This is a genomic window from Streptomyces sp. NPDC001381 (assembly GCF_042895685.1).
Classification (GTDB): Bacteria; Actinomycetota; Actinomycetes; order Streptomycetales; family Streptomycetaceae; genus Streptomyces.
In genome coordinates this window covers 880,531-902,554 of the sequence record NZ_JBIAWO010000003.1, presented here as the reverse complement: position 1 = coordinate 902,554, position 22,024 = coordinate 880,531, and the positions used below count along the sequence as shown (strand labels likewise).

General features: G+C 71.5%; 21 protein-coding genes and 1 tRNA gene. 15 read left to right on the top strand and 7 right to left on the bottom strand.

The genetic code is table 11. The features are described from left to right. Positions 1 to 34 precede the first annotated feature (34 nt). The 5 genes from ACFY2L_RS17730 to ACFY2L_RS17710 all read right to left on the bottom strand — a co-directional run bounded on the left by ACFY2L_RS17730 (position 35) and on the right by ACFY2L_RS17710 (position 7,107). Positions 35 to 1,117 (bottom strand): 2-oxoacid:ferredoxin oxidoreductase subunit beta, encoded by a 1,083-nt coding sequence (locus ACFY2L_RS17730; protein WP_390658069.1) that lies wholly within the window; start codon positions 1,115 to 1,117, stop codon positions 35 to 37. Then, positions 1,110 to 3,059 carry a 2-oxoacid:acceptor oxidoreductase subunit alpha gene (locus tag ACFY2L_RS17725; RefSeq protein WP_390658070.1) on the bottom strand — a complete coding sequence of 650 codons (1,950 nt, stop codon included), beginning with the start codon at positions 3,057 to 3,059 and terminating at the stop codon, positions 1,110 to 1,112. The genes ACFY2L_RS17730 and ACFY2L_RS17725 overlap by 8 nt, the downstream gene beginning before the upstream one ends. Positions 3,060 to 3,415: 356 nt before the next feature. Further along, positions 3,416 to 4,075, bottom strand: a complete 660-nt coding sequence (locus ACFY2L_RS17720; protein WP_390658489.1) for a LuxR C-terminal-related transcriptional regulator — start codon at positions 4,073 to 4,075, stop codon at positions 3,416 to 3,418. A gap of 278 nt (positions 4,076 to 4,353) precedes the next feature. Further along, positions 4,354 to 5,745, bottom strand: a complete 1,392-nt coding sequence (locus ACFY2L_RS17715) for a sensor histidine kinase (protein WP_390822735.1) — start codon at positions 5,743 to 5,745, stop codon at positions 4,354 to 4,356. A 135-nt stretch (positions 5,746 to 5,880) separates the two neighbouring features. After that, positions 5,881 to 7,107, bottom strand: a complete 1,227-nt coding sequence (locus ACFY2L_RS17710; RefSeq protein ID WP_390822734.1) for a sensor histidine kinase — start codon at positions 7,105 to 7,107, stop codon at positions 5,881 to 5,883. Positions 7,108 to 7,317: 210 nt separating this feature from the next. Between ACFY2L_RS17710 and ACFY2L_RS17705 the strand changes: the two genes are divergently transcribed. The 12 genes from ACFY2L_RS17705 (at position 7,318) to ACFY2L_RS17650 (ending at position 18,723) form a co-directional block, all read left to right on the top strand. Beyond that, positions 7,318 to 7,713 carry an NADH-quinone oxidoreductase subunit A gene (locus ACFY2L_RS17705; protein ID WP_133914811.1) on the top strand — a complete coding sequence of 132 codons (396 nt, stop codon included), beginning with the start codon at positions 7,318 to 7,320 and terminating at the stop codon, positions 7,711 to 7,713. Then, positions 7,704 to 8,327, top strand: a complete 624-nt coding sequence (locus ACFY2L_RS17700) for an NADH-quinone oxidoreductase subunit B (protein ID WP_390658073.1) — start codon at positions 7,704 to 7,706, stop codon at positions 8,325 to 8,327. Before ACFY2L_RS17705 ends, ACFY2L_RS17700 begins: the two co-directional genes overlap by 10 nt. Further along, a complete protein-coding gene (locus ACFY2L_RS17695) occupies positions 8,324 to 9,628 on the top strand; it encodes an NADH-quinone oxidoreductase subunit C (protein ID WP_390822733.1) in 1,305 nt (434 codons plus the stop codon). Before ACFY2L_RS17700 ends, ACFY2L_RS17695 begins: the two co-directional genes overlap by 4 nt. After that, a complete protein-coding gene (locus tag ACFY2L_RS17690; RefSeq protein WP_390822732.1) occupies positions 9,625 to 10,593 on the top strand; it encodes an NADH-quinone oxidoreductase subunit H in 969 nt (322 codons plus the stop codon). The genes ACFY2L_RS17695 and ACFY2L_RS17690 overlap by 4 nt, the downstream gene beginning before the upstream one ends. Before the next feature lie 2 nt (positions 10,594 to 10,595). Continuing rightward, positions 10,596 to 11,153, top strand: a complete 558-nt coding sequence (locus ACFY2L_RS17685; protein ID WP_390658076.1) for a NuoI/complex I 23 kDa subunit family protein — start codon at positions 10,596 to 10,598, stop codon at positions 11,151 to 11,153. Beyond that, on the top strand, positions 11,150 to 11,776 hold the full coding sequence (locus ACFY2L_RS17680; RefSeq protein ID WP_390658077.1) for an NADH-quinone oxidoreductase subunit J: 627 nt from the start codon (positions 11,150 to 11,152) through the stop codon (positions 11,774 to 11,776). The genes ACFY2L_RS17685 and ACFY2L_RS17680 overlap by 4 nt, the downstream gene beginning before the upstream one ends. Then, a complete protein-coding gene (gene nuoK / locus ACFY2L_RS17675; protein WP_390658078.1) occupies positions 11,776 to 12,153 on the top strand; it encodes an NADH-quinone oxidoreductase subunit NuoK in 378 nt (125 codons plus the stop codon). Before ACFY2L_RS17680 ends, nuoK begins: the two co-directional genes overlap by 1 nt. Further along, positions 12,150 to 14,144, top strand: coding sequence for an NADH-quinone oxidoreductase subunit L (locus ACFY2L_RS17670; RefSeq protein WP_390822731.1), 1,995 nt, complete (start codon positions 12,150 to 12,152; stop codon positions 14,142 to 14,144). The genes nuoK and ACFY2L_RS17670 overlap by 4 nt, the downstream gene beginning before the upstream one ends. Before the next feature lie 6 nt (positions 14,145 to 14,150). Next, positions 14,151 to 15,725 (top strand): NuoM family protein, encoded by a 1,575-nt coding sequence (locus ACFY2L_RS17665; protein WP_390822730.1) that lies wholly within the window; start codon positions 14,151 to 14,153, stop codon positions 15,723 to 15,725. Beyond that, on the top strand, positions 15,722 to 17,245 hold the full coding sequence (locus ACFY2L_RS17660; protein WP_390822729.1) for an NADH-quinone oxidoreductase subunit N: 1,524 nt from the start codon (positions 15,722 to 15,724) through the stop codon (positions 17,243 to 17,245). The genes ACFY2L_RS17665 and ACFY2L_RS17660 overlap by 4 nt, the downstream gene beginning before the upstream one ends. A 225-nt stretch (positions 17,246 to 17,470) precedes the next feature. Next, entirely contained in the window at positions 17,471 to 18,334 is an 864-nt protein-coding gene (gene htpX / locus ACFY2L_RS17655) for a zinc metalloprotease HtpX (protein ID WP_390658082.1), read from the top strand. Further along, a complete protein-coding gene (locus ACFY2L_RS17650; RefSeq protein WP_390822728.1) occupies positions 18,331 to 18,723 on the top strand; it encodes a YccF domain-containing protein in 393 nt (130 codons plus the stop codon). The genes htpX and ACFY2L_RS17650 overlap by 4 nt, the downstream gene beginning before the upstream one ends. 187 nt (positions 18,724 to 18,910) lie before the next feature. Here the strand turns inward: ACFY2L_RS17650 and ACFY2L_RS17645 are convergent, their stop codons facing one another. Beyond that, the gene (locus ACFY2L_RS17645; protein WP_390822727.1) at positions 18,911 to 20,161 is read right to left on the bottom strand and encodes an APC family permease; all 1,251 of its coding nucleotides are present in this window, start codon (positions 20,159 to 20,161) and stop codon (positions 18,911 to 18,913) included. A 191-nt stretch (positions 20,162 to 20,352) separates the two neighbouring features. On the opposite strand from ACFY2L_RS17645, the gene ACFY2L_RS17640 reads away from it, so the two are divergent. Beyond that, positions 20,353 to 20,619, top strand: coding sequence for a GlsB/YeaQ/YmgE family stress response membrane protein (locus tag ACFY2L_RS17640; RefSeq protein ID WP_390658086.1), 267 nt, complete (start codon positions 20,353 to 20,355; stop codon positions 20,617 to 20,619). Between the two features lie 92 nt (positions 20,620 to 20,711). Here ACFY2L_RS17640 and ACFY2L_RS17635 read toward each other — a convergent pair whose 3' ends face one another. Next, positions 20,712 to 21,200, bottom strand: coding sequence for a YajQ family cyclic di-GMP-binding protein (locus ACFY2L_RS17635; RefSeq protein ID WP_390658087.1), 489 nt, complete (start codon positions 21,198 to 21,200; stop codon positions 20,712 to 20,714). A 225-nt stretch (positions 21,201 to 21,425) separates the two neighbouring features. Here ACFY2L_RS17635 and ACFY2L_RS17630 point away from each other — a divergent pair. Both ACFY2L_RS17630 and ACFY2L_RS17625 read left to right on the top strand, forming a co-directional pair. After that, positions 21,426 to 21,507, top strand: a tRNA-Tyr gene (locus ACFY2L_RS17630). 132 nt (positions 21,508 to 21,639) lie between these two features. Further along, positions 21,640 to 22,023 (top strand): peptidoglycan-binding protein, encoded by a 384-nt coding sequence (locus ACFY2L_RS17625; protein ID WP_390822726.1) that lies wholly within the window; start codon positions 21,640 to 21,642, stop codon positions 22,021 to 22,023. The last annotated feature ends 1 nt before the right edge of the window (position 22,024 follow it).

Here is a 22,024-nt window from a genome sequence, read left to right as displayed (position 1 = left end):
CCTCATGGCTCCCCCTCGGCCGGGGCCGGCCGGCTCAGCCGACGACCGTCCAGGTGTCCCCGCCCGCCAGCAGCGCGGCCAGATCGCCCTTGCCCTGCTGCTCGACCGCAGTGTCGAGCTGCTCGGCCAGCTGGGTGTCGTAGACCGGCCGCCGCACCGAGCGGAACACACCGATCGGGGTGTTGTGCAGGGTGTCCGGGTCCGCCAGCCGCGACAGCGCGAAGGCGGTGGTCGGGGACGCGGAGTGCGCGTCGTGGACCAGGATCTCCCCCTCGTTCTGCGGGGTCACGGCGACGACCCGCAGATCGCCGGTCGCCGCGTCCCGTACGACGCCCTTGGCCAGCCCGGCCCCGAACCGGATCGGCTGCCCGTGCTCCAGCCGGATCACCGCGTCCTCGGCCTGCTGCTTGTCCTTGAGGGCGTCGAAGGCGCCGTCGTTGAAGATGTTGCAGTTCTGGTAGATCTCGACCAGCGCCGTGCCCGGGTGGGCCGCGGCCTGCCGCAGCACCTCCGTCAGATGCTTGCGGTCGGAGTCGATGGTCCGCGCCACGAAGGACGCCTCCGCGCCCACCGCCAGCGACACCGGGTTGAACGGCGCGTCCAGCGAGCCCATCGGCGTCGACTTGGTGATCTTCCCCACCTCGGAGGTGGGCGAGTACTGACCCTTGGTCAGTCCGTAGATCCGGTTGTTGAACAGCAGGATCTTCAGATTGACGTTCCGCCGCAGGGCGTGGATGAGGTGGTTGCCGCCGATCGACAACGCGTCCCCGTCGCCGGTCACCACCCACACGCTCAGGTCCCGCCTGCTGGACGCCAGCCCCGTCGCGATGGCCGGGGCACGCCCGTGGATGGAGTGCATGCCGTACGTGTTCATGTAGTACGGGAACCGCGAGGAGCAGCCGATGCCCGAGACGAAGACGACGTTCTCCCTGGCCAGCCCCAGCTCCGGCATGAAGCCCTGGACGGCCGCCAGGATCGCGTAGTCACCGCAGCCCGGGCACCAGCGCACTTCCTGGTCGGACTTGAAGTCCTTCATGGACTGGCGGGCCTCGGCCTTGGGCACGAGGGAGAGCGCCTCGACCGTGCCGCCCTGGCGTTCCGTTGACGTCTCAGTCATCGATGGCCTCCTTGAGCGCCGCGGCGAGCTGCTCCGCCTTGAACGGCATGCCGTTGACCTGGTTGTACGAATGGGCGTCGACCAGGTACTTCGCCCGGACCAGGGTGGCGAGCTGGCCCAGGTTCATCTCCGGGATGACGACCTTGTCGTACGCCTTCAGCACCGTCCCGAGATTGCGCGGGAACGGGTTCAGATGGCGCAGATGGGCCTGCGCGATCGCCTCGCCGGCCGTCCGCAGCCGCCGTACGGCCGCCGTGATCGGCCCGTAGGTGGACCCCCAGCCCAGCACCAGGGTGCGCGCCCCGTGCGGGTCGTCGACCACCAGGTCCGGGACGTCGATGCCGTCGATCTTGGCCTGGCGGGTGCGGACCATGAAGTCGTGGTTGGCCGGGGCGTAGGAGATGTTCCCGGTCCCGTCCTCCTTCTCGATCCCGCCGATGCGGTGTTCGAGCCCCGGGGTGCCCGGGATCGCCCACGGCCGGGCGAGGGTCTGCGGATCCCGCTTGTACGGCCAGAAGACCTCGGTGCCGTCCTCCAGGGTGTGGTTCGGCCCCTGCGCGAACTGCACCCGCAGATCCGGCAGCTCGTCCAGCTCGGGGATCCGCCACGGCTCGGAACCGTTGGCCAGATAGCCGTCCGAGAGCAGCATCACCGGGGTGCGGTAGGTGAGGGCGATCCGCGCCGCCTCCAGGGCCGCGTCGAAGCAGTCGGCGGGCGTGCACGGGGCGACGACCGGCACCGGCGCCTCGCCGTTGCGCCCGTACATGGCCTGCAGCAGATCCGCCTGCTCGGTCTTGGTCGGCAGCCCGGTCGACGGTCCGCCGCGCTGGATGTCCACCACCAGCAGCGGCAGCTCCAGGGAGACGGCGAGCCCGATCGTCTCCGACTTCAGCGCCACACCGGGGCCGCTCGTCGTGGTGACGGCGAGCGACCCCCCGAAGGCGGCCCCCAGCGCCGCCCCGATGCCGGCGATCTCGTCCTCGGCCTGGAACGTGCGCACACCGAAGTTCTTGTGCCTGCTGAGCTCGTGCAGGATGTCGGAGGCCGGGGTGATCGGATACGAGCCGAGGAACAGCGGCAGATCGGCCTGCCGCGAGGCGGTGATCAGCCCGTACGCGAGCGCCAGGTTCCCGGAGATGTTCCGGTAGGTCCCCACGGGGAAGGCCTGGGCGGCCGGCGCGACCTCGTAGCTGACGGCGAAGTCCTCGGTCGTCTCCCCGAAGTTCCACCCGGCGCGGAAGGCGGCGATGTTGGCGGCCGCGATGTCGGGCTTCTTGGCGAACTTGGACCGCAGGAACTTCTCCGTGCCCTCGGTGGGCCGGTGGTACATCCACGACAGAAGGCCGAGCGCGAACATGTTCTTGCTGCGCTCGGCCTCCTTGCGGGTGAGGTCGAATTCCTTGAGAGCCTCGACGGTCAGGGTGGTCAGGGGGACCGGGTGGAGCTGGTAACCGTCGAGGGAACCGTCCTCCAGCGGCGAGGCCGCGTACCCCACCTTCTGCATCGCCCGCTTGGTGAACTCGTCCGTGTTGACGATGATCTCCGCACCGCGCGGCACGTCGCCGATGTTGGCCTTCAGGGCCGCCGGGTTCATCGCGACCAGCACATTGGGCGCATCACCCGGCGTGAGGATGTCGTGGTCGGCGAAGTGCAACTGGAACGAGGAGACACCGGGCAGGGTGCCGGCGGGCGCACGGATCTCGGCGGGGAAGTTCGGCAGGGTGGACAGGTCGTTGCCGAACGACGCCGTCTCCGAGGTGAAGCGGTCACCGGTGAGCTGCATACCGTCACCCGAGTCCCCGGCGAACCTGATGATCACCCGGTCGAGGCGGCGTACGTCCTTCGCCGTCCCGTCCGGTCTGCGCTGCTCTCCCACGACGGTACCGTCGGCCTGTTCGGCCTGCCCCGCCTGTCCCGTTGCGCTGCTGACCCGACTGGTCACTGAACTGGACCTCCCTCGAGGTGGCTGTCCCGGAGGGGCTCCCGAAGGCCCCCCTGGATCAACCCTACGTCTGTAAGGGTGCCCTTCCCTCGGTTAATCGGCAGGACGATCCACAAGACGGCCGATCGCCACGGTCACCGTGACGCTCACCGCCCCGGGAACGCGCCCAAGACGCTCCGAGACCCGGACACCCCGACTTGCCATGATTTCCCGCCCCCCGGCGTCACCCCGGAAGACGCACCGGCCGACCGCACCGGTTCACGAGGGGAACGATCCCCGGCGGCGCCCCGAGACCGCACGACGACCGGTCCACGACCGCACCAGGGCCGGTCGACGACTGGCACAGTGCCACTCCGTCACGAGTTCAGATAGGTGAGCACCGCAAGAACCCGACGGTGATCCCCGTCACTCGGCGACAGCCCGAGCTTCAGGAAGATGTTGCTCACATGCTTCTCGACGGCGCCGTCGCTGACCACCAGCTGCCTGGCGATGGCGGAGTTGGTCCGCCCCTCCGCCATAAGCCCCAGCACCTCCCGCTCACGCGGGGTGAGCCCGGCGAGCACATCCTGCTTCCGGCTGCGCCCGAGGAGCTGCGCGACGACCTCGGGGTCGAGCGCGGTCCCCCCGGAGGCCACCCGCACCACGGCGTCCACGAACTCCCGCACCTCGGCGACCCGGTCCTTGAGCAGGTACCCCACCCCGTGACTGGACCCGGCCAGCAGTTCGGTGGCGTACCTCTCCTCCACGTACTGCGACAGCACCAGGACCCCGAGCCCCGGATGCGCCTTGCGCAGCAGTACGGCGGCCCGCACGCCCTCGTCGGTGTGCGTGGGCGGCATCCGCACATCGGCGACGACGACGTCGGGCAGGGCCCCCTCGTCACTCAGCTCGGTGACGGTCTTGACGAGCGCCTCGGCGTCCCCGACGCCCGCGACGACCTCATGCCCCCGGTCGGTGAGCAACCGGGTCAGCCCCTCCCTCAGCAACACCGAATCCTCCGCGATGACCACCCGCACCCTGACCTCCACGCTCCCGTCCCCCCACGTCCACCCGCCCGACCGAACACCCCCAGCATCCCAGCAACACCCCCCTCCGCACCGCCCAACGCCCAAGCACCGGAGAAGGGGGCGCGACTTCTAGGGGGATTGGGACGGGGGCCGGGGGCAGGTGCGGGGGGACCGGGGGAGGGGGGAGGGGGGAGGGTTGCTGACCGAGGGAGCAGGGGTGCGGGCCGGGCCCGCAGGGGTGCGGCCCGAGGGAGGCGTGCGGCGGCCCGGGGGAGGTGCGCGGCCCCTCAGCTTCGCCAGGGCAGCTCCGCCGTGACCCTCGTAGGCCCGCCCACCGGCGAATCCACCACCAGAATCCCGTCCACCGCCTCCAGCCGCTCCGCCAGCCCCGCCAGCCCCGACCCGCCGGAGGCATCCGCACCGCCCACCCCGTCATCCACCACCTGCACCATCAACCGGTCCTCCACCCGCCACACATCCACCGAGGCCGACCGGGCCCCACTGTGCTTGCTGACGTTCTGCAGCAGCTCGGACACGGTGAAGTAGGCGATCCCCTCGATCGCCGGCGCCGGCCGCGACGACCCGAGATCCACCTCCACCCGCACCGGCACGGCACACCGCGACGCCACCGCCGACAGCGCCGCGTCCAGCCCCCGGTCCGTCAGCACCGCGGGATGGATCCCCCGCGCCAGATCCCGCAGCTCCTGCAGCGCCGTCTTCACCTCACCGTGCGCCTCGTCCACCATCCGCGCCGCCACCCGCGGATCCTCCCGCAGCTTCTCCTTCGCCAGCCCCAGATCCATCGCCAGCGCCACCAGCCGCGCCTGCGCCCCGTCGTGCAGATCCCGCTCGATCCGCCGCAGATCCGCGGCCGCCGTGTCCACCACGACCCCCCGGTCCGACTCCAGCTCCACCACCCGCGACGCCAGCCGCGACGGCCCGAGCAACCCGTGCACCAGCAGCCGGTCCACCGTCGTCAGCGCCCGCACGATCCACGGCGTGGCCAGCGTGACCAGCAGCCCCACCGACGCCGTGACGGTGATCTCGAACGGGTTGTCCAGATAGACCCGGTGCTGATCGTCCCCGTACAGCTGAAGCCCGCCCTGACCGCCGTACATCGGGAAGATCCAGAACCACAGCGGATACGTCAGCATCGTCCAGCCCACCACCCAGACGGTGAGCGTCACGCAGAACGAGAACACCGCCCACGGGAACTGCACCAGCACGAACAGCGCATGCCGCCACGACACCCCGCTCCGCAGCACCGCCCCCATCCACGCCATCACCCCGGCGCGGCCGTCCTTCCCCCGCACCCGCAGCGGCTCGGGATCACGCACCTCCAGCCCCAGCAGCCCCCGCGCCCGCGCCCGCTCCACCGCCCCGAAACCCCGGCACGCGGCCAGCCCCGCCGCCAGCACCGGGATGCCGAGGAAGGTCACCAGCAGCCCCGCCCCCACCGACAGCATGGTCACCGTGAAGACGAACAGCGCGACACTCAGCGGGAAGCCGAGCAGCACATAGGCGAGCTCACGCCAGTGCCGCCCGCTCAGCGGCTCGACCAGGGCGGCCGGCAGCCGCCGCCGCGCCCCGGAGCCGCCGTACCGCTGGTCGTCGTACTCCCCGTCGTACTCCCGGTCGTATCGCCCGTACTGTCCGGAGTGCCCGTACTGCGTGGCCATCGGCGCCGTCCCGTCCGTTCCGCTCGTCTCCACTCGCCCCGCTCGTCGCGCAGCTGCTGTGTCCTGCCTCCAGCCTCCTCCGCGCCGCCCCGCCGGACCATGGAGGCCGTCGGCCTGTCGGAAGGGGGGTTTTCCCTACCCCCGGTCCCGCCAGGGCAGCTCGGCCGTCACCGTCGTGGGACCCCCCGCCGGCGACTCCACGACGAACACCCCGTCGACGGCGTCCAGCCGCTCCGCGAGCCCCCGCATCCCCGTCCCCGCGTCCAGACGGGCCCCGCCCCGGCCGTCGTCCCACACCTGGATGAGCAGCCGGTCGTCCGTCCGCCACACATCCACCGAGGCCGACCGGGCCCCGCTGTGCTTGCTGACGTTCTGCAGCAGCTCGGACACGGTGAAATAGGCGATCCCCTCGATCGCCGGCGCCGGCCTGGACGCCAGATCGGCGGTCACCTTCACCGGCACCGTGCACCGCGACGCCACCGCCGACAGCGCCGCGTCCAGCCCCCGGTCCGTCAGCACCGCGGGATGAATGCCCCGCGCCAGATCCCGCAGCTCCTGCAGCGCGAGCTTCACCTCGCCGTGCGCCTCCTCCACCATCGCCGCGACGGCGTCGTCGGCCTGACCCTCCTGGAGCTTCTCCTTCGCCAGCCCCAGTCCCATCGCCAGATTGACCAGCCGCGCCTGCGCCCCGTCGTGCAGATCCCGCTCGATCCGCCGCAGATCCGCCGCCGCCGTGTCCACGACCACCCCGCGGTCCGACTCCAGCTCCGCGATCCGCCGCTCCAGCTCGTCGGACGGCGACAGCAGCGCCCGCACCATCGCCCGGTCCGCGTTGGTCAGGCCCCGCGTGAGGTAGGGGAGGAAGGGCCACAGCACGAACAGCGAGGGGAGAATGACGGCGAAGGTGAGGATGCCCCAGGGCAGCCGAATGAAGTCGTAGAGCACCGTGCGCCAGGCCACCGGGTCCTTCAGCGCGAGCCACATCCGCGCGACGGGCCCACCCGCACGGCGCAGCGGCAGCGGGCTCGGCTCGTCGATCCGCACCCCGAGCAGCAACCGCGCCCGCTCCCGCTCGAACCGGCCCACCAGCCGCGCCCCCGCCAGCCCGAGCGCGAGCAGCGGCAGCCCGATCACCGTGAGAGTCAGCGAGGCGCCGATGAACAGCACCGTCATCACGTACACGAAGCCGAACAGCGACATCGGCAGATTCGCCAGGAGATGCGCGATCTCCTTCCACGTCTGCGCGTCGAGAGCGGGCCGGACCGGCGGCGGCCCGCCGCCGGCCGAGCGGTCGTCGTCCGAGCGGTCGCCGGGCCGGACGTCGCCGGGCCGGACGTCGCCGGGCTGGTGGGAAGTGGTCATACGCGTTAGCCTGCCGCCCCGCGCGCCACCGCGCCATGAGGTTCGCCGCCCCCGCCTCCTGGGGAAAACCCCCGCCCCACGGTCCAAGGTGCGACGGCCTGCTTACCGTCCCTTTATCAGGGCCTAGACTCCGTGCGTACAGATCGTCGAAGAGGCCCGAGTGGCCGAAGAAGCCGAAGAGGCTGAGGTCAGGGAGCGAGGGGACGGACCGTGCGGGAACCGACCGTCGAGATCGCGGCGGACTACTTCCGGTCGTATTCGGTCGTCGGACTGCTCGCCGTCATCGGCGTGCTCTTCGTCGCCGTCGCCTTCGGCGCCGGACGCCTGCTGCGCCCGGTGGTGCCGACCCCCGAGAAACTCCTGACGTACGAGTGCGGCGTCGACCCCGTCGGCGAGGGCTGGGCCCACACCCAGGTCCGCTACTACGTCTACGCCTTCCTCTACGTCATCTTCGCCGTCGACTCGATCTTTCTGTTCCCCTGGGCGACGGTCTTCGCCGCCCCCGGCTACGGCGCCACGACCCTCGTGGAGATGTTCATCTTCCTCGGCTTCCTCGCCGTCGGCCTGCTGTACGCATACAAGAAGGGCGTCCTGACATGGACGTGACCCCCGAAGCGACCGCCTCCGACGACGTGACCGCTTCCCCACCCGTTCTCCTTCCGGAGCCGAAGCGCCTGGGCGCCCTCGCCCGCCTCGCCCCCGAGCCGATGAAGGTCGTCCTGAACTGGGGCCGCCGCTACTCGCTCTGGGTCTTCAACTTCGGCCTCGCCTGCTGCGCGATCGAGTTCATCGCCGCGTCGATGGCCCGCCACGACTTCATCCGCCTCGGCGTCATCCCCTTCGCCCCCGGGCCCCGCCAGGCCGACCTGATGGTCGTCTCCGGCACGGTCACGGACAAGATGGCCCCCGCCGTGAAGCGCCTCTACGAGCAGATGCCCGAGCCGAAGTACGTCATCTCCTTCGGCGCGTGCAGCAACTGCGGCGGCCCCTACTGGGACTCGTACTCCGTGACCAAGGGCGTCGACCAGATCATCCCCGTCGACGTCTACGTCCCCGGCTGCCCGCCCCGCCCCGAGGCCCTCCTCCAGGGCATCCTCAAGCTCCAGGAGAAGATCGCCCGCGAGTCCCTGCACGAGCGCTACGGCACGCCCCGCCCCTCGGCCGCCGCCCTGCAGAGCCCGCTGGTGAAGCCGCCCACCGCAGAGGGGGACGCGGGATGACCACGATCGGCTGGCTGCCGGCCCCCGTCGAGGACCTCTTCGGCACGGACGCCACAGCCGAGGAGTCCTACGCCGTCCTGACCGTCGACGTCCCGCCGGCGTCCTGGACCACCGCCCTCCGTGTCGCCCGCGACGAGCTGTCCTGCACCTACTTCGACTGGCTGAGCGCGGTCGACGAACCGGGCACCGGCTTCCGCGTCTCGGCGCACGTCGTGGCCCTCGGCCCGGTCCGCCGCCTGCTCCTGCGTACGACGGTCCCGCACGAGTCCCCGACGCTCGCCTCCGCCGTCGACGTCTACGCGGGCGCGGCCTGGCACGAACGCGAGACCCACGAGATGTTCGGCGTCGGCTTCGAGGGCCATCCCTCCCTGGACCACCTCCTCCTCCCCGAGAACTTCGAGGGCCACCCCCTCCGCAAGGACTTCGTCCTCGCCGCCCGGGTCGCCAAGGCCTGGCCCGGCGCCAAGGAACCGGGCGAGTCCGAGCACGGCGGCCCCAAGCGCCGCCAGATGCTTCCCCCCGGCGTCCCCGACCCGAACGAATGGGGCCCCCTCAAGGGGCAGCTCCCGCCCGCCCCGGCCCGCCCGGCCCGTGGAGCGGCGGCGGGCCGCGCCGCGGGAGAGCGCCCGGCCCGAGCGGCGGCCGGCGAACGCCCGGTCCGTCGCGCCCGTACGGCGGCCGAGGGCTCGGCCGGCCAGAGGCCCCCGGCGGCACCTGCGGCCCCGACCCCGAGCACGCCGGCCACGGAGACCGGCGGCCCCGCGGACACGGCAGCGACTCCCTCGGCCCCCCAGCCTCCGGCCGGCCCGCGCCGCTCGCGCAGCGCCTCCCAGGGCTCGGCCTCCCAGCGCACCCAGCCCCCGGCCCCGACTCCCGAGACCGGCCCCTCCCCGGCTCCCTGCAGCTCCGACGCCCCCTGGCATCACGCCCGCCCGGCCTTCGAAGAGCCGGCCCGCCGGCCGAAGCCGGACAGCGAGCCGGACCGGCGACCGACGCCGGAAGACGAGCCCGCCCCCCGGCCGAAGCCGGAACCGGAGGCCGCCGACCAGCGGAAGCCGGAACCGGAGGCCGCCGACCAGCGGAAGCCGGAACCGAAGACCGACCGGGAGTCGGAGCCGAAGACCGGCCGGGAGCCGGAGCCGGAGCGGACCCCCGCGCAGCCGGAACCGCGCCCGAAGCCGGACGCAAACCCGGACCCGAACCCGGACGCGCACCCCGACCCGAAGCCGGGGCAGGCTACCGCCCCCGACCCCGACGCCGAACCGCCCACCCCCGAAACCCCGTCAGGAGGCCCGCAGTGAACGACGCACTCGACGTCACCCTGCGCCTTCTGCTCGTGTTCGCCGTCTTCCTCACCTTCCCCCTGATCGTCGGTCAGACCGAGCACAAGGTCATGGCCCATATGCAGGGCCGCCTCGGCCCGATGTACGCCGGCGGCTTCCACGGCTGGGCCCAGCTCATCGCGGACGGCGTGAAGTTCGCGCAGAAGGAGGACGTGGTCCCCGCCGGCGCGGACCGCCGTATCTTCCAGCTCGCCCCCGCCGTCGCCCTCCTCCCTTACCTCCTCGTCCTCCTCGCCATCCCGATCGGCCCCGGCGAGGGCGCGGTCGGGCAGGCCCTGGACGCGGGCGTGTTCTTCGTCCTCGCCGTGATGGGCGTCGGCGTCCTCGGCTCCCTCATGGCCGGCTGGGCCAGCGCCAACAAGTTCTCCCTCCTCGGCGGCCTGCGCACCGCCGCCCAGCTGCTCGCCTACGAGCTCCCGATGCTGCTCACCGCCGCCTCGGTGGCGATGGCGGCCGGCACGGTCTCGCTGCCCGGCATCGTCGACGCCTTCGAGTGGTGGTGGCTGCCCTGGCAGATCGTCGGCGCGATCGTCTTCTTCGTCGCCGGCCTCGCCGAACTCCAGCGCCCGCCCTTCGACATGCCCGTCGCCGACTCGGAGATCATCTTCGGCGCCTACACCGAGTACACCGGTCTGCGTTTCGCTCTCTTCCTCCTCGCCGAGTACGCAGGGATCGTCGTCCTGTGCGGCCTGACCACCGTCCTCTTCCTGGGCGGCTGGCACGGCCCCTGGGGCGCCGACGGCCTCGGCTGGGTCTGGACCCTGCTGAAGACGGCCGTCCTCGCCTTCGTCGTCATCTGGCTGCGCGTGACCTACCCCCGGCTGCGCGAGGACCAGCTCCAGAAGCTCTCCTGGACCCTCCTCGTCCCCCTCTCCCTCGCCCAGATCGCCCTCACCGGCGTCGTGAAGGTGGTGATCCAGTAACCATGCCCATCCCCGGCTCCGGTCTGGCCAAGGGCCTGGCCGTCACCCTCCGCACGATGACCAAGAAGTCCGTCACCGAGCAGTACCCGGACGCCCAGCCGGAACTCCCGCCCCGCACCCGAGGCGTGATCGGCCTGTTCGAGGAGAACTGCACGGTCTGCATGCTCTGCGCTCGCGAGTGCCCCGACTGGTGCATCTACATCGACTCCCACAAGGAGACGGTCCCGCCCGCCGCCCCCGGCGGCCGCGAGCGCAGCCGCAACGTCCTCGACCGCTTCGCCATCGACTTCTCCCTGTGCATGTACTGCGGTATCTGCATCGAGGTCTGTCCTTTCGACGCCCTGTTCTGGTCCCCGGAGTTCGAGTACGCCGAGACCGACATCCGTGACCTCACCCACGAGCGGGACAAGCTCCGCGAGTGGATGTGGACCGTCCCGGCCCCGCCCGCCCTCGACCCCGCGGCCGAGGAACCCAAGGAGATCGCCGCCGCCCGCAAGACGGCGGACAAGCTCGCCGCGGCGCAGGCCGAGGCCACCGAGCCCCAGGGAGGAGAGTCGTGACCCTCGCCGCAGCGCCGCACGGCTTTCTCTCCCCGACCGGCGTCGAGATCGCCTTCGTCCTCGTCGGTCTGGCCACCTTCGGTGCCGCCCTGATCACCGTCACCACCCGGCAGCTCGTGCACGCCGCCCTGTGGCTGGTGGTCGCCCTCGGCGGCCTCGCCGTGGAGTACCTCCTGCTCACCGCCGAGTTCATCGCGTGGGTGCAGGTCCTCATCTACGTCGGTTCCGTCGTCGTGCTCCTCCTCTTCGGTCTGATGCTCACCAAGGCCCCCATCGGCCGCTCACCGGACGCGGACTCCGGCAACCGCTGGGCCGCCCTCACGGTCGCCGTCGCCGCGGCCGCCGCGCTCGTCTGGGTGGTCGTCGACGCCTTCCGCACCACCTGGATCGACCTGGACGGCCCCGCCGCCGGCTCCACCGAGGTCACCGGAGCGAGCCTCTTCCAGAACTGGGTCCTTCCCTTCGAGGCCCTCTCCGTCCTCCTCCTCGCGGCCCTGGTCGGCGCGATCGTCCTGTCCCGCAAGGCGAAGGCGGAGTCGAGCTCTCCCCCCGTGAACGCCCGAGGTGTCACCAGGAGTTCCCGGAACGTCACAGAGAGTTCCGAACAGGAAGGCGCCCGCTGATGCACCTCGCCTACCCCGCCGTCCTGGCCGCCCTCCTCTTCAGCACCGGCCTGTACGGCGTCCTCGCCCGCCGCAACGCGATCCTGGTCCTGATGTCGGTCGAGCTGATGCTCAACGCCGTCAACCTCAACCTGGTCGCCTTCGACGTCTGGCTCAGCCGCGCCGCCGAGGAGACCCTGCACTCCGGACAGGCCCTGACCCTGTTCACCATCGCCATCGCCGCAGCCGAGATCGGCATCGGCCTGGCGATCGTCCTCGCCGTGCACCGCAGCCGCGGCACCTCGGACATCGACAGGCTCCGCGAGACCGCCGAGGGCCACGAGACCGACACCCCCGAGACCGAGCCGGGCGCCGAGAAGGCTGAGGCCACCGCGTGACCACGACCACCCTCGCCGTACTCGTCCCCCTCCTCCCGTTCCTCGGCGCGGCCGCCGGACTGCTCCTCGGGCGCACCGCCCCCGGCTTCGTCCGCCCCCTCGCGGTCCTGCCGACCCTCACCGCCCTCGTCCTGGCCGCCGCCGTCGCCGTACGCCAGGGCGGCGACGCGGCCGTCGACGCGGCCACCGAACTCACCCCCACCGGCTCGATCCCGATCGAGCTCTCCCTGCACATCGACGGCTTCGCCGCCCTGGTCGCCGTCCTCGTCGGCACCGTCGCCACCTGTGTGCAGATCTACTCGACCGGCTACCTCCGCGAGGACCCGCGCTACCCCTCGTACGCCGCGCTCGTCTCCCTGTTCACCTCCGCGATGTTCCTGGTCGTCTACTCGGGCGACCTGATCGTGCTGCTGGTCGGCTGGGAAGTCATGGGCATCTGCTCCTACTTCCTCGTCGGCCACTACTGGGAGACCCCGGAAGCCCGCGCCGCCTCCATCAAGGCCTTCCTGGTCACCAAGCTCGGCGACGTCCCCTTCCTGATCGGCCTGTTCGCCCTCGCCACGGACGCGGGGTCCTTCGAGATCCAGAAGGTCCTCGACGCCGTCGCCCACGGCGGACTGGACCACCCGACCGTCGTCGCCCTGCTGCTCCTGGCGGGCGTGGCCGGCAAGTCGGCGCAGTTCCCGCTGCACACCTGGCTCCCCGACGCGATGGCGGGCCCCACCCCCGTCTCCGCGCTGATCCACGCCGCGACGATGGTCGCCGCCGGCGTCTACTTCATCGCCCGTCTCCTCCCCGTCTTCGAGGCCTCGGCGGCCGCGATGGTCGTCCTCGCCGTGATGGCCGCCGTCACGATGGTCGGCTCCGGCCTCGCGGCACTCGCGCAGGACGACATCAAACGCGTCCTCGCCTACTCGACGATCGGCCAGCTCGGTTACATGACCGGCGCCCTGGCCGTCGGCGACCGCTCGGCAGCCGTCTTCCACCTCCTCTCGCACGGCGCCTTCAAAGCCCTGCTGTTTCTCGCCGCCGGCGTGATCATCCACGCCGCCGGCACCAACTCGCTCGCCGCCATGTCCCGCATGAGCAACCTGCGCGACCGCATCCCCGACGCCTACTGGACGATGACCGTGGCGCTCCTCGCGCTCGCCGCGATCCCGCCGTTCAGCGGCTTCTTCTCCAAGGAGTCCGTCCTCGGCGCGGCCGAGCACGTCACCACCGGGCACACCGAGCACGCGCCCGGAGCCGCCGGCTGGCTCGTCCTCGTGGCCGGACTGGTCACCGCCCTCCTCACCGCCGCCTACGCGACCCGTCTGTGGCTGCTGGCCTTCCACGGCCGGGGCGCCGAGGCCCCCGACCACGGCCGCCAGCCCCTCACCATGACCGTCGTACTGTGGGTGCTGGCCGTCCCGTCCCTCGCCCTCGGCGCGCTCGCCTACCGCACGCTCCCCGACTGGTTCGACGGCGACGACCTCACCCCGGCCCTCACCACCTCCGTGATCGGCACCGGCGTGGCCGTGGCCGGCGCGCTCGTGGCCTACGCCGCCTGGCGCCACCTCGCCGCGCTGGCCGCGGTCGCCCCGATGGGCGCGGTCGCCGCCCATCCCGAGGGCGACGCGGCCCAGGTCGAGGCCGAGGCCATCGCCACGCACGCGCCCGCCTACGGAGACCTCTCCTCCGCGCCCGACCCGGCGGACCCCGGGCGGCTGCTGCTCGGCCCGCTGCACCGCCACGCGGCCGTCGGCTTCCACCTCGACGCCGTGTACCGGGCGCTGTTCGTCCGCCCCGTCCAGGGCGCCGCGAGCCTCGTCCGGTTCCTCGACCGCGAGGTCGTCGACACCTACGTACGCGGCGCGGGCACCCTGCCCCGCTGGCTCGGCGCCGCCGTACGGCGCGCCCAGACCGGCAACGTCCAGACCTATGTGAGCGCGCTGCTCGCCGGCACCGTCGTCCTGGCGGTCGCCGCCCTCCTCGTCGCCTCGGGAGCGTGAGCAGGCGTGATCGATATCAACGAGTCCGTGATGCAGTTCCTTCTCGCGTTCGTCGTCGTCGGCCCGCTCCTCGGCGCCGCCGCCGCTCTCCTGCCCGCCCCGCCCGGACTGAAGGGGAAGTCACCCGAGCAGGCCGTCCTCCGGCACGGCGTCACGGTCACCGGCGTGATCCTCGTCGCCGCGATCGTCCTCGCGCTCGGCTTCGACCACGACCACCCGTCGAAGATGCAGGCGAGCACGGACATCAGCTGGATCCCCGCACTCGACGTGCGCATCCACCTCGGCATCGACGGCATCTCCCTCCCCCTGCTGGTCCTGACCGCGCTGCTGACCTTCCTCTGCGCGCTCTACTCCTACTTCAAGCTGCCCGCGGGCCCGACCCCGAAGGCCTTCGTCGCGCTGCTGCTCGTCCTCGAGTCCGGCACCCTCGCCACCTTCGCCGTCCTCGACCTGCTGCTGTTCTTCCTCGCCTTCGAGACGGTCCTGATCCCGATGTACTTCCTCATCGCCCGCTGGGGCGGCGCGGGACGGACCCAGGCGGCCTGGAAGTTCATCCTCTTCACCCTGCTCGGATCCGTGGTCATGCTGCTCGGCCTGCTCCTGATCGGAATCAAGGCGGGCACCTTCGACATGGTGGCACTCGCCACTGACAACGGCCGGTCGCTGACCACATCCGTGCAGGTCATCGCCGTTCTGGCGATCGGGATCGGGCTCGCGGTCAAGACCCCGATGTGGCCCCTGCACAGCTGGCTGCCCGACGCCCACACCGCCGCCCCGACCGTCGGCTCGGTCCTGCTCGCCGGCGTCCTGCTGAAGATGGGCACGTACGGGTTCGTCCGGATCCTCCTCCCGGTCGCACCCGACGGCTTCCACACCTTCGCGCCCTACCTCGCCGCCTTCGCCGTCGTCGGGATCATCTACGGATCCCTGGCCTGCCTGGCCCTCGCCAAGCAGGGCGCGAAGGGCGACCTCAAGCGCCTCATCGCCTACTCCTCCGTCGGCCACATGGGCTTCGTCCTGCTCGGCATCGCATCGACGACCCCGACCGGAGTGAACGGCGCCCTGTTCGCCAACATCGCCCACGGCCTGATCACCGGCCTCCTCTTCTTCCTGGTCGGCGCGCTGAAGGACCGCACCGGCACCACCGACCTGGACGCCCTCGCCGAACAGACCGGCGCCGCCCTCTACGGCAAGGCCCCCCGCCTCGGCGGACTGCTCGCCTTCGCCGCCGTCGCCTCGCTCGGCCTGCCCGGCCTGGCCGGGTTCTGGGGCGAGATGCTCGCGCTGTTCGGCGCGTTCGACCCGGCCGACGACCTCAGCCGCCCGGCCTTCCTCACCTTCACGGCGATCGCCGCCTTCGGCACCCTGCTCACGGCCGCGTACCTGCTCGTCGTGGTCCGGCGCGTCTGCATGGGCGCCCTGCCCCAGGACGCGCCGAAGCTCGCCGACGTCGAGACCTACGAGTTCGCGGCCTGGACCCCGCTCGTCGCCCTCACCGTCATCGCCGGCCTGTGGCCGAAAACCCTCCTCGGCCTGACCGACCCGGCCGTGCAGCAGCTCCTCGCAGGAGGCACCCGATGAGCTCCCCGGCCCAGCCCCTCGCCGAGTCGCTGGTCCAGTCCGTCGACTGGCTCGCGATCGCCCCGCCCACCCTGGCCGCGGTGGTCGCCCTCGTCGTCCTGGTCGCCGACCTGTTCCTCCCGGACGATAGGAAGCCCCTCCTCGGCTGGCTGTCCGTCGCCGGACTCGCCGCCTCCACGGCCCTGCTGCTGCCCCTCCTCGACGGCGACCGCTCCACCTTCTGCCTGACCGGCGATCCGAGCGCGTGCAGCTACACGGCCGACGCCTTCACCCTCGTCATCCAGTTCCTGGTCCTCGGCGGAGCCCTGCTGGCCGCCCTCCTGTCGGTCACCGCGCTGAAGGACGCGCGCGGAAGACTCCCCGAAGGGGAGTTCTGGTTCCTGCTGCTGTCCTCCGCCGCCGGCGCCGCCCTGCTGCCCGCCTCCCGCGACCTCGCCACCCTCGTCGTCGCCCTGGAGGTCGCCTCCCTGCCCGCCTTCGCCCTCGTCGGCATCCGGCACGGCGACCGCAGGTCCGCCGAGGCGGCCCTGAAGTTCTTCCTGTCGTCCGTCACCGCGACCGCCGTCAGCCTGATGGGCATCAGCTTCGTCTACGCCACGACCGGCACCCTCTACCTCACCCAGGTCGCCGACCGCATCCAGCACGTCGACGGCCGGCTGGACACCCTCGCGCAGACGGGCGTGGTCCTCACCCTGGTCGGCTTCGCCTTCAAGACGGCCGCCGTCCCCTTCCACTTCTGGGTCCCCGACACCTACGTCGGCGCCCCCCTGCCGATCGCCGCCTACCTGTCGGTCGTCGGCAAGGCGGTCGGCTTCTCCGGCCTCATCCTCGTCACCGTCATCGCCTTCCCCTCCTACGCCGACGTCTGGGGCCCCGCCCTGGCCGCGCTGGCCGCCCTCACCATGACCGTCGGCAACGTCGGAGCCCTCCGCCAGCAGGCCACGCGCGCGTACAGCGCCGTACGCCTGCTCGCCTGGTCCTCCGTCGGCCAGGCCGGCTACCTCCTCGTACCGATCGCCGCCGCCGCGTACACCGACGACGCCGAACACGCCATCGGCTCCACCGTCGCCTACGCCCTCATGTACGCGGCGGTGAACCTCGGCGCCTTCGCGGTGGCCGCCCTGGTGGGCCGTACCAGCGCGCAGAACCGCCTCACCGACTACCGGGGCCTCTACGCCAGGAACCCCCTCTCGGCGCTCCTCCTGGCCTTCTTCCTGCTCTGCCTCGCCGGACTGCCACCGGGCATCATCGGTCTCTTCGCGAAGGTCACCGTCTTCTCGGCGGCCGTCGACGCCGGCCTCGGCTGGCTCGCGGTCGTCATGGCCCTCAACGTCGTGATCGCGCTGTACTACTACCTCCAGTGGACGGCGCTGCTGTTCCGAGCCCCCGAGGGCGAACCGGTCGAGCACCGCGTCCCCGCCCCCCTCACGGCCGCGATCGTCCTCACCGCCGCCCTCGGCATCGTCCTCTCCGGAGCACCCCAACTGGTCCTGCGCTTCACCGACACCGGCCTCTTCTAGCGCCCCACGCGCGCGTACGTGCCCGCCGCCGGGCGTACGCGCCCCGCCGCCACCCGGACGGCCCACACCCCTGCCCGTACGCACAAGGGAACTAGTGCCTCCCGCCTGGCGTTGACCAGTACGGAAGGTTCCACTGGAAGTGACACCACGGCGCCAGTGGGCACCGGGGAGAAGGAACGACCACAGGCAAAGGGTTCCCCCGCCGCACGATTTGGAGGGCGTACCGTGCACCGCCGGCACAACGGGCTCAGGACCGCAGTACTCCTCGGGGGACTGTCGGCGCTCATCATCGTCATCGGCAGCTTCTTCGGCCGTGCGGGGCTCGTCGTCGCCGTCGTGATCGCCCTCGGGACGAACGCGTACGCGTACTGGAACAGCGACAAACTCGCACTGCGCGCGATGCGTGCCCGCCCGGTCAGCGAGTTCGAGGCCCCCGCTCTCTACCGCATGGTCCGCGACCTCTCCACCCAGGCCCGCCAGCCCATGCCCCGCCTGTACATCTCCCCGACCGAGGCCCCCAACGCCTTCGCCACCGGACGCAACCCGCGCAACGCCGCCGTGTGCTGCACGGAGGGCATCCTGCGCCTCCTCGACGAGCGCGAACTGCGCGGAGTCATCGGCCACGAGCTCAGCCACGTCTACAACCGCGACATCCTCATCTCCTCGGTCGCCGGCGCCCTCGCCTCCGTGATCATGTTCCTGGTCAACTTCGCCTGGCTGATCCCGATCGGGCGCTCCGACGACGACGACGGTCCCGGCCTGCTGGGCCTGCTCCTGATCATGATCCTCGGCCCGCTCGCCGCCGGCCTCATCCAACTCGCCATCAGCCGCTCCCGGGAGTACGAGGCGGACGCCTCCGGAGCCCAGCTCACCGGCGACCCGCTCGCGCTCGCGGGCGCCCTGCGCAAACTGGAGAGGGGCGCCCAACAGCTCCCGCTGCCCCCGGAGCCCCGGATCGAGACCGCGAGCCACATGATGATCGCGAACCCCTTCCGTCCGGGCCAGGGGCTTTCCAAGATGTTCTCGACCCACCCGCCGATGGCGGAACGGATCGCCCGGCTCGAGAAAATGGCAGGTCGCCCCCAGTGAAGACCATCCTGAACGTCATCTGGCTCGTCCTGAGCGGCTTCTGGCTGTTCCTCGCCTACCTCCTGGCGGGCCTGCTGCTCTGCATCACGATCATCGGCATTCCGTTCGGCGTGGCCGCGTTCCGTATCGGCGTCTACGCCCTCTGGCCCTTCGGCTACACGACGGTCGAGCGGCGGGACGCGGGCGCCCCCTCCTGCGTGGGCAACGTGCTCTGGCTGGTCCTCGCCGGCTGGTGGCTGGCCCTCGGCCACATCGTGACCGGCCTCGCCCTGTGCGTGACCATCATCGGCATTCCGTTCGGCATCGCGAACTTCAAGCTGATCCCGGTCTCGCTGTTCCCGCTGGGCCGCGAGATCGTGCCCACGGACCAGCCGTTCGCCGCGCGCTGACGAGGCGTCCGCCCGGACCGTGTACGCGGCCCCGCGAGTGCCCGCCGGGGTGGGCTTGTTGTCCACAACCGGCCGGTCGTCCACAGGCCGGCCCGCTTGTCAGTGGCGGCCCGCACCATGGACGCATGACCGAGAACGAGCAGATGCCGGAAGCCGGGGACCCCGGCCGGACCCGCTCGCGCCCCCGTCAGCGTGAACGCGCCCACCGCCGTACCCCGTACGCGGCCGCGCCCACCGCCAGGACGCCCGCACCCGCCACCACGGACGTCACCGGCAGGGCGAACGCCAGGGTCACACAGCCCAGGAGACCCACCGCGGGCAGCGCCCTCGCCGCCGGGGAGGCGTCCAGAGTCCAGGCCGATGCGTTGGCCACCGCGTAGTACGCGAGCACACCGAAGGAGGAGAAGCCGATCGCGCCCCGTACGTCCACGGTGGCGGCCAGGACCGCCACCACCGCGCCCACGGCCAGTTCGGCCCGGTGGGGCACCTGGAAGCGCGGATGAACGGCCGCCAGCGCGCCGGGCAGATGGCGGTCGCGTGCCATGGCGAGTGTGGTGCGCGAGACGCCCAGGATGAGCGCGAGCAGCGAACCCAGAGCGGCCACGGCCGCCCCGACCCGTACCACCGGCACCAGCCCCGGCACGCCGGCCGCCCGCACCGCGTCGGCCAGCGGCGCGCTCGCCCGACCTAGCGCCCCCGCCCCCAACACGGAAAGGACCGCCACCGCCACGCACACGTAGACGGCCAGGGTGATGCCCAACGCCGTAGGGATCGCGCGAGGGATGGTGCGCGCCGGATCCCGCACCTCCTCGCCGAGGGTCGCGATGCGCGCGTACCCGGCGAACGCGAAGAACAGCAGGCCGGCGGCCTGCAGCACCCCACCCACGCCCCCCGAGGCCCCGACGTTCAGCCGCCCGGCGTCGGACACCCCGGAGCCCAGACACACCACGACCACGGAAGCGAGGACCGCCAGGACCACCGCCACGATCGCGCGCGTCAGCCAGGCCGACTTCTGGATGCCGCCGTAGTTCACCGCGGTCAGCGCCACCACGGCCGCGACCGCCACCGCGTGCGCCTGCCCCGGCCAGACGTACGCGCCGACCGTCAGCGCCATCGCCGCACAGGAGGCCGTCTTGCCGACCACGAACGACCAGCCGGCCAGGTATCCCCAGAACTCCCCGAGACGCTCACGTCCGTACACGTAGGTGCCGCCCGAGGCCGGATACAGGGCGGCGAGGCGGGCCGACGCCATGGCGTTGCAGTAGGCGACCAGGGCGGCGAGGGCGAGTCCGAGCAGCAGCCCGGAGCCCGCGGCGTGCGCGGCGGGGGCGAGGGCGGCGAAGACACCGGCCCCGATCATCGAGCCGAGCCCGATGACCACGGCGTCGCCGACGCCCAGGGTCCGCCGCAGTTCGGCGGGCGGTCCGGACTGAGTCATGGGCCGCACCCTACTGATCCACGGAACCGAGCGGTGTCGCCGTGACGTCGTCATCATCAACACGACACGAACCCGCGTGCGACGCAGGACGCGGGTGAGGGCGCTTGGGAGACGAGCACAGCCCGTCCGGAGCGAGCGAGATCACAGTGCCCGGACAGCGCGGGCACAGCACGGAAGGGCAGATTCAGGACATGGGCATCATCAGCTGGATCATCCTGGGACTGTTGGCCGGAGTCATCGCCAAGGTCCTGCTGCCGGGCCGTGACCCGGGCGGCTTCATCGGAACGACCTTCATCGGCATCGCGGGTGCGTTCGTCGGCGGCTGGATATCGGCCCGTTGGCTGGACCACCCCATCACCAAGGACTTCTACGACGGGGCCACCTGGGCGGCGGCGATCGGCGGATCGCTCGTGCTCCTGATCGTCTACCGCCTGCTGTTCGGCAACTCACGCGACTGAACGCGGCCCAGACCGGACGAGAGCGGCGGACACCGTGAGGCGGCCGCCCCTCTCGTCGCCCTCGTCACCGGAAGTGCGGGGCCGGCGGTCGACTACCGGTAGTTCACGAACTGCAGCGCGAAGTCGAAGTCCTGACCCTTCAGCAGGGCGATGACAGCCTGCAGGTCGTCACGGCTCTTGGAGCTGACGCGCAGTTCGTCGCCCTGCACCTGGGCCTTCACGCCCTTGGGGCCCTCGTCGCGGATGAGCTTCGCGACCTTCTTCGCGTTCTCCTGGGAGATGCCCTCCTTGATCTCCGCGAAGAGCTTGTACTCCTTGCCGGAGAGCTGGGGCTCGCCCGCGTCCAGCGCCTTCAGCGAGATCCCGCGCTTGATCAGCTTCGACTGGAAGACGTCGAGGACAGCGTTCACCCGGTCCTCGGAGTTCGCCTCCATGAGGATCTTCTCACCGGACCACGAGATCGAGGCGCCCACGCCCTTGAAGTCGTAGCGCTGCGAGATCTCCTTGGCGGCCTGGTTGAGGGCGTTGTCGACCTCCTGCCGCTCGACCTTCGAGACGATGTCGAAACTGGAGTCGGCCATGTCCTGTGGCTCCTTGTATCGGGGTGCGTGTGAGGTGCGTATCGGCGTACGTGGGGGCGGCCGCCGAGCCCGGTCCGATCCCGGGCCGCATCCGGACAAGCCTAGCCACCTGCGGTCCTCGCGGCGCAGATCAATCGGGTGGCGAAGCACCCCTCCCCATCGGGTATTGTTTACGTCGTTGCCAGGGAGCACCGCCGAAAAGCGGTTCGAAACGGCAGCAACCCCGGCGGTGTGCCCGAGCGGCCAAAGGGAGCAGACTGTAAATCTGCCGGCTCAGCCTTCCCAGGTTCGAATCCTGGCGCCGCCACACGGGAACGCAAGGGCCCGTGACCTGCTACTACAGCAGGTCACGGGCCCTTCGTCATGCCCGGCGGAGATGCGGCCCATGGGGCGGGAGCGCACGGTGGTACGAGGGGTGTCTCTTGTGGAGGTGATGGACATGCGACGCATGCTCACCAGTGGGACCCTGGTCGCCGCTCTTCTCCTCGCGGGAGGACCGGCCCTCGCGGCGCCTCAGGAGAGTGCCGCGGCGCGGCCCGGGAGAGCCGTGACCCATGGGCCCGTGGACGTCTGCGACTTCACCATCGGGCGGCCGACGCTGAAGGCCGGTTCGTCGGGGCGGGCCGTGCAGCAGGCCCAGTGTTATCTGAACCACTCCCTGTCGGGCCGCGACCTCGCCCTGGACGGCAAGTTCGGGCCCGTGACCCAGCGGGCGACGCTGCGGTTCCAGCGGTGCGCCGGCATCGTGGCGGACGGTGTCGTCGGGGCGCAGACCTGGTCGTTCCTCGTCTTCTGGGCCAACTCGACCGACGTCGTCTGCTGAC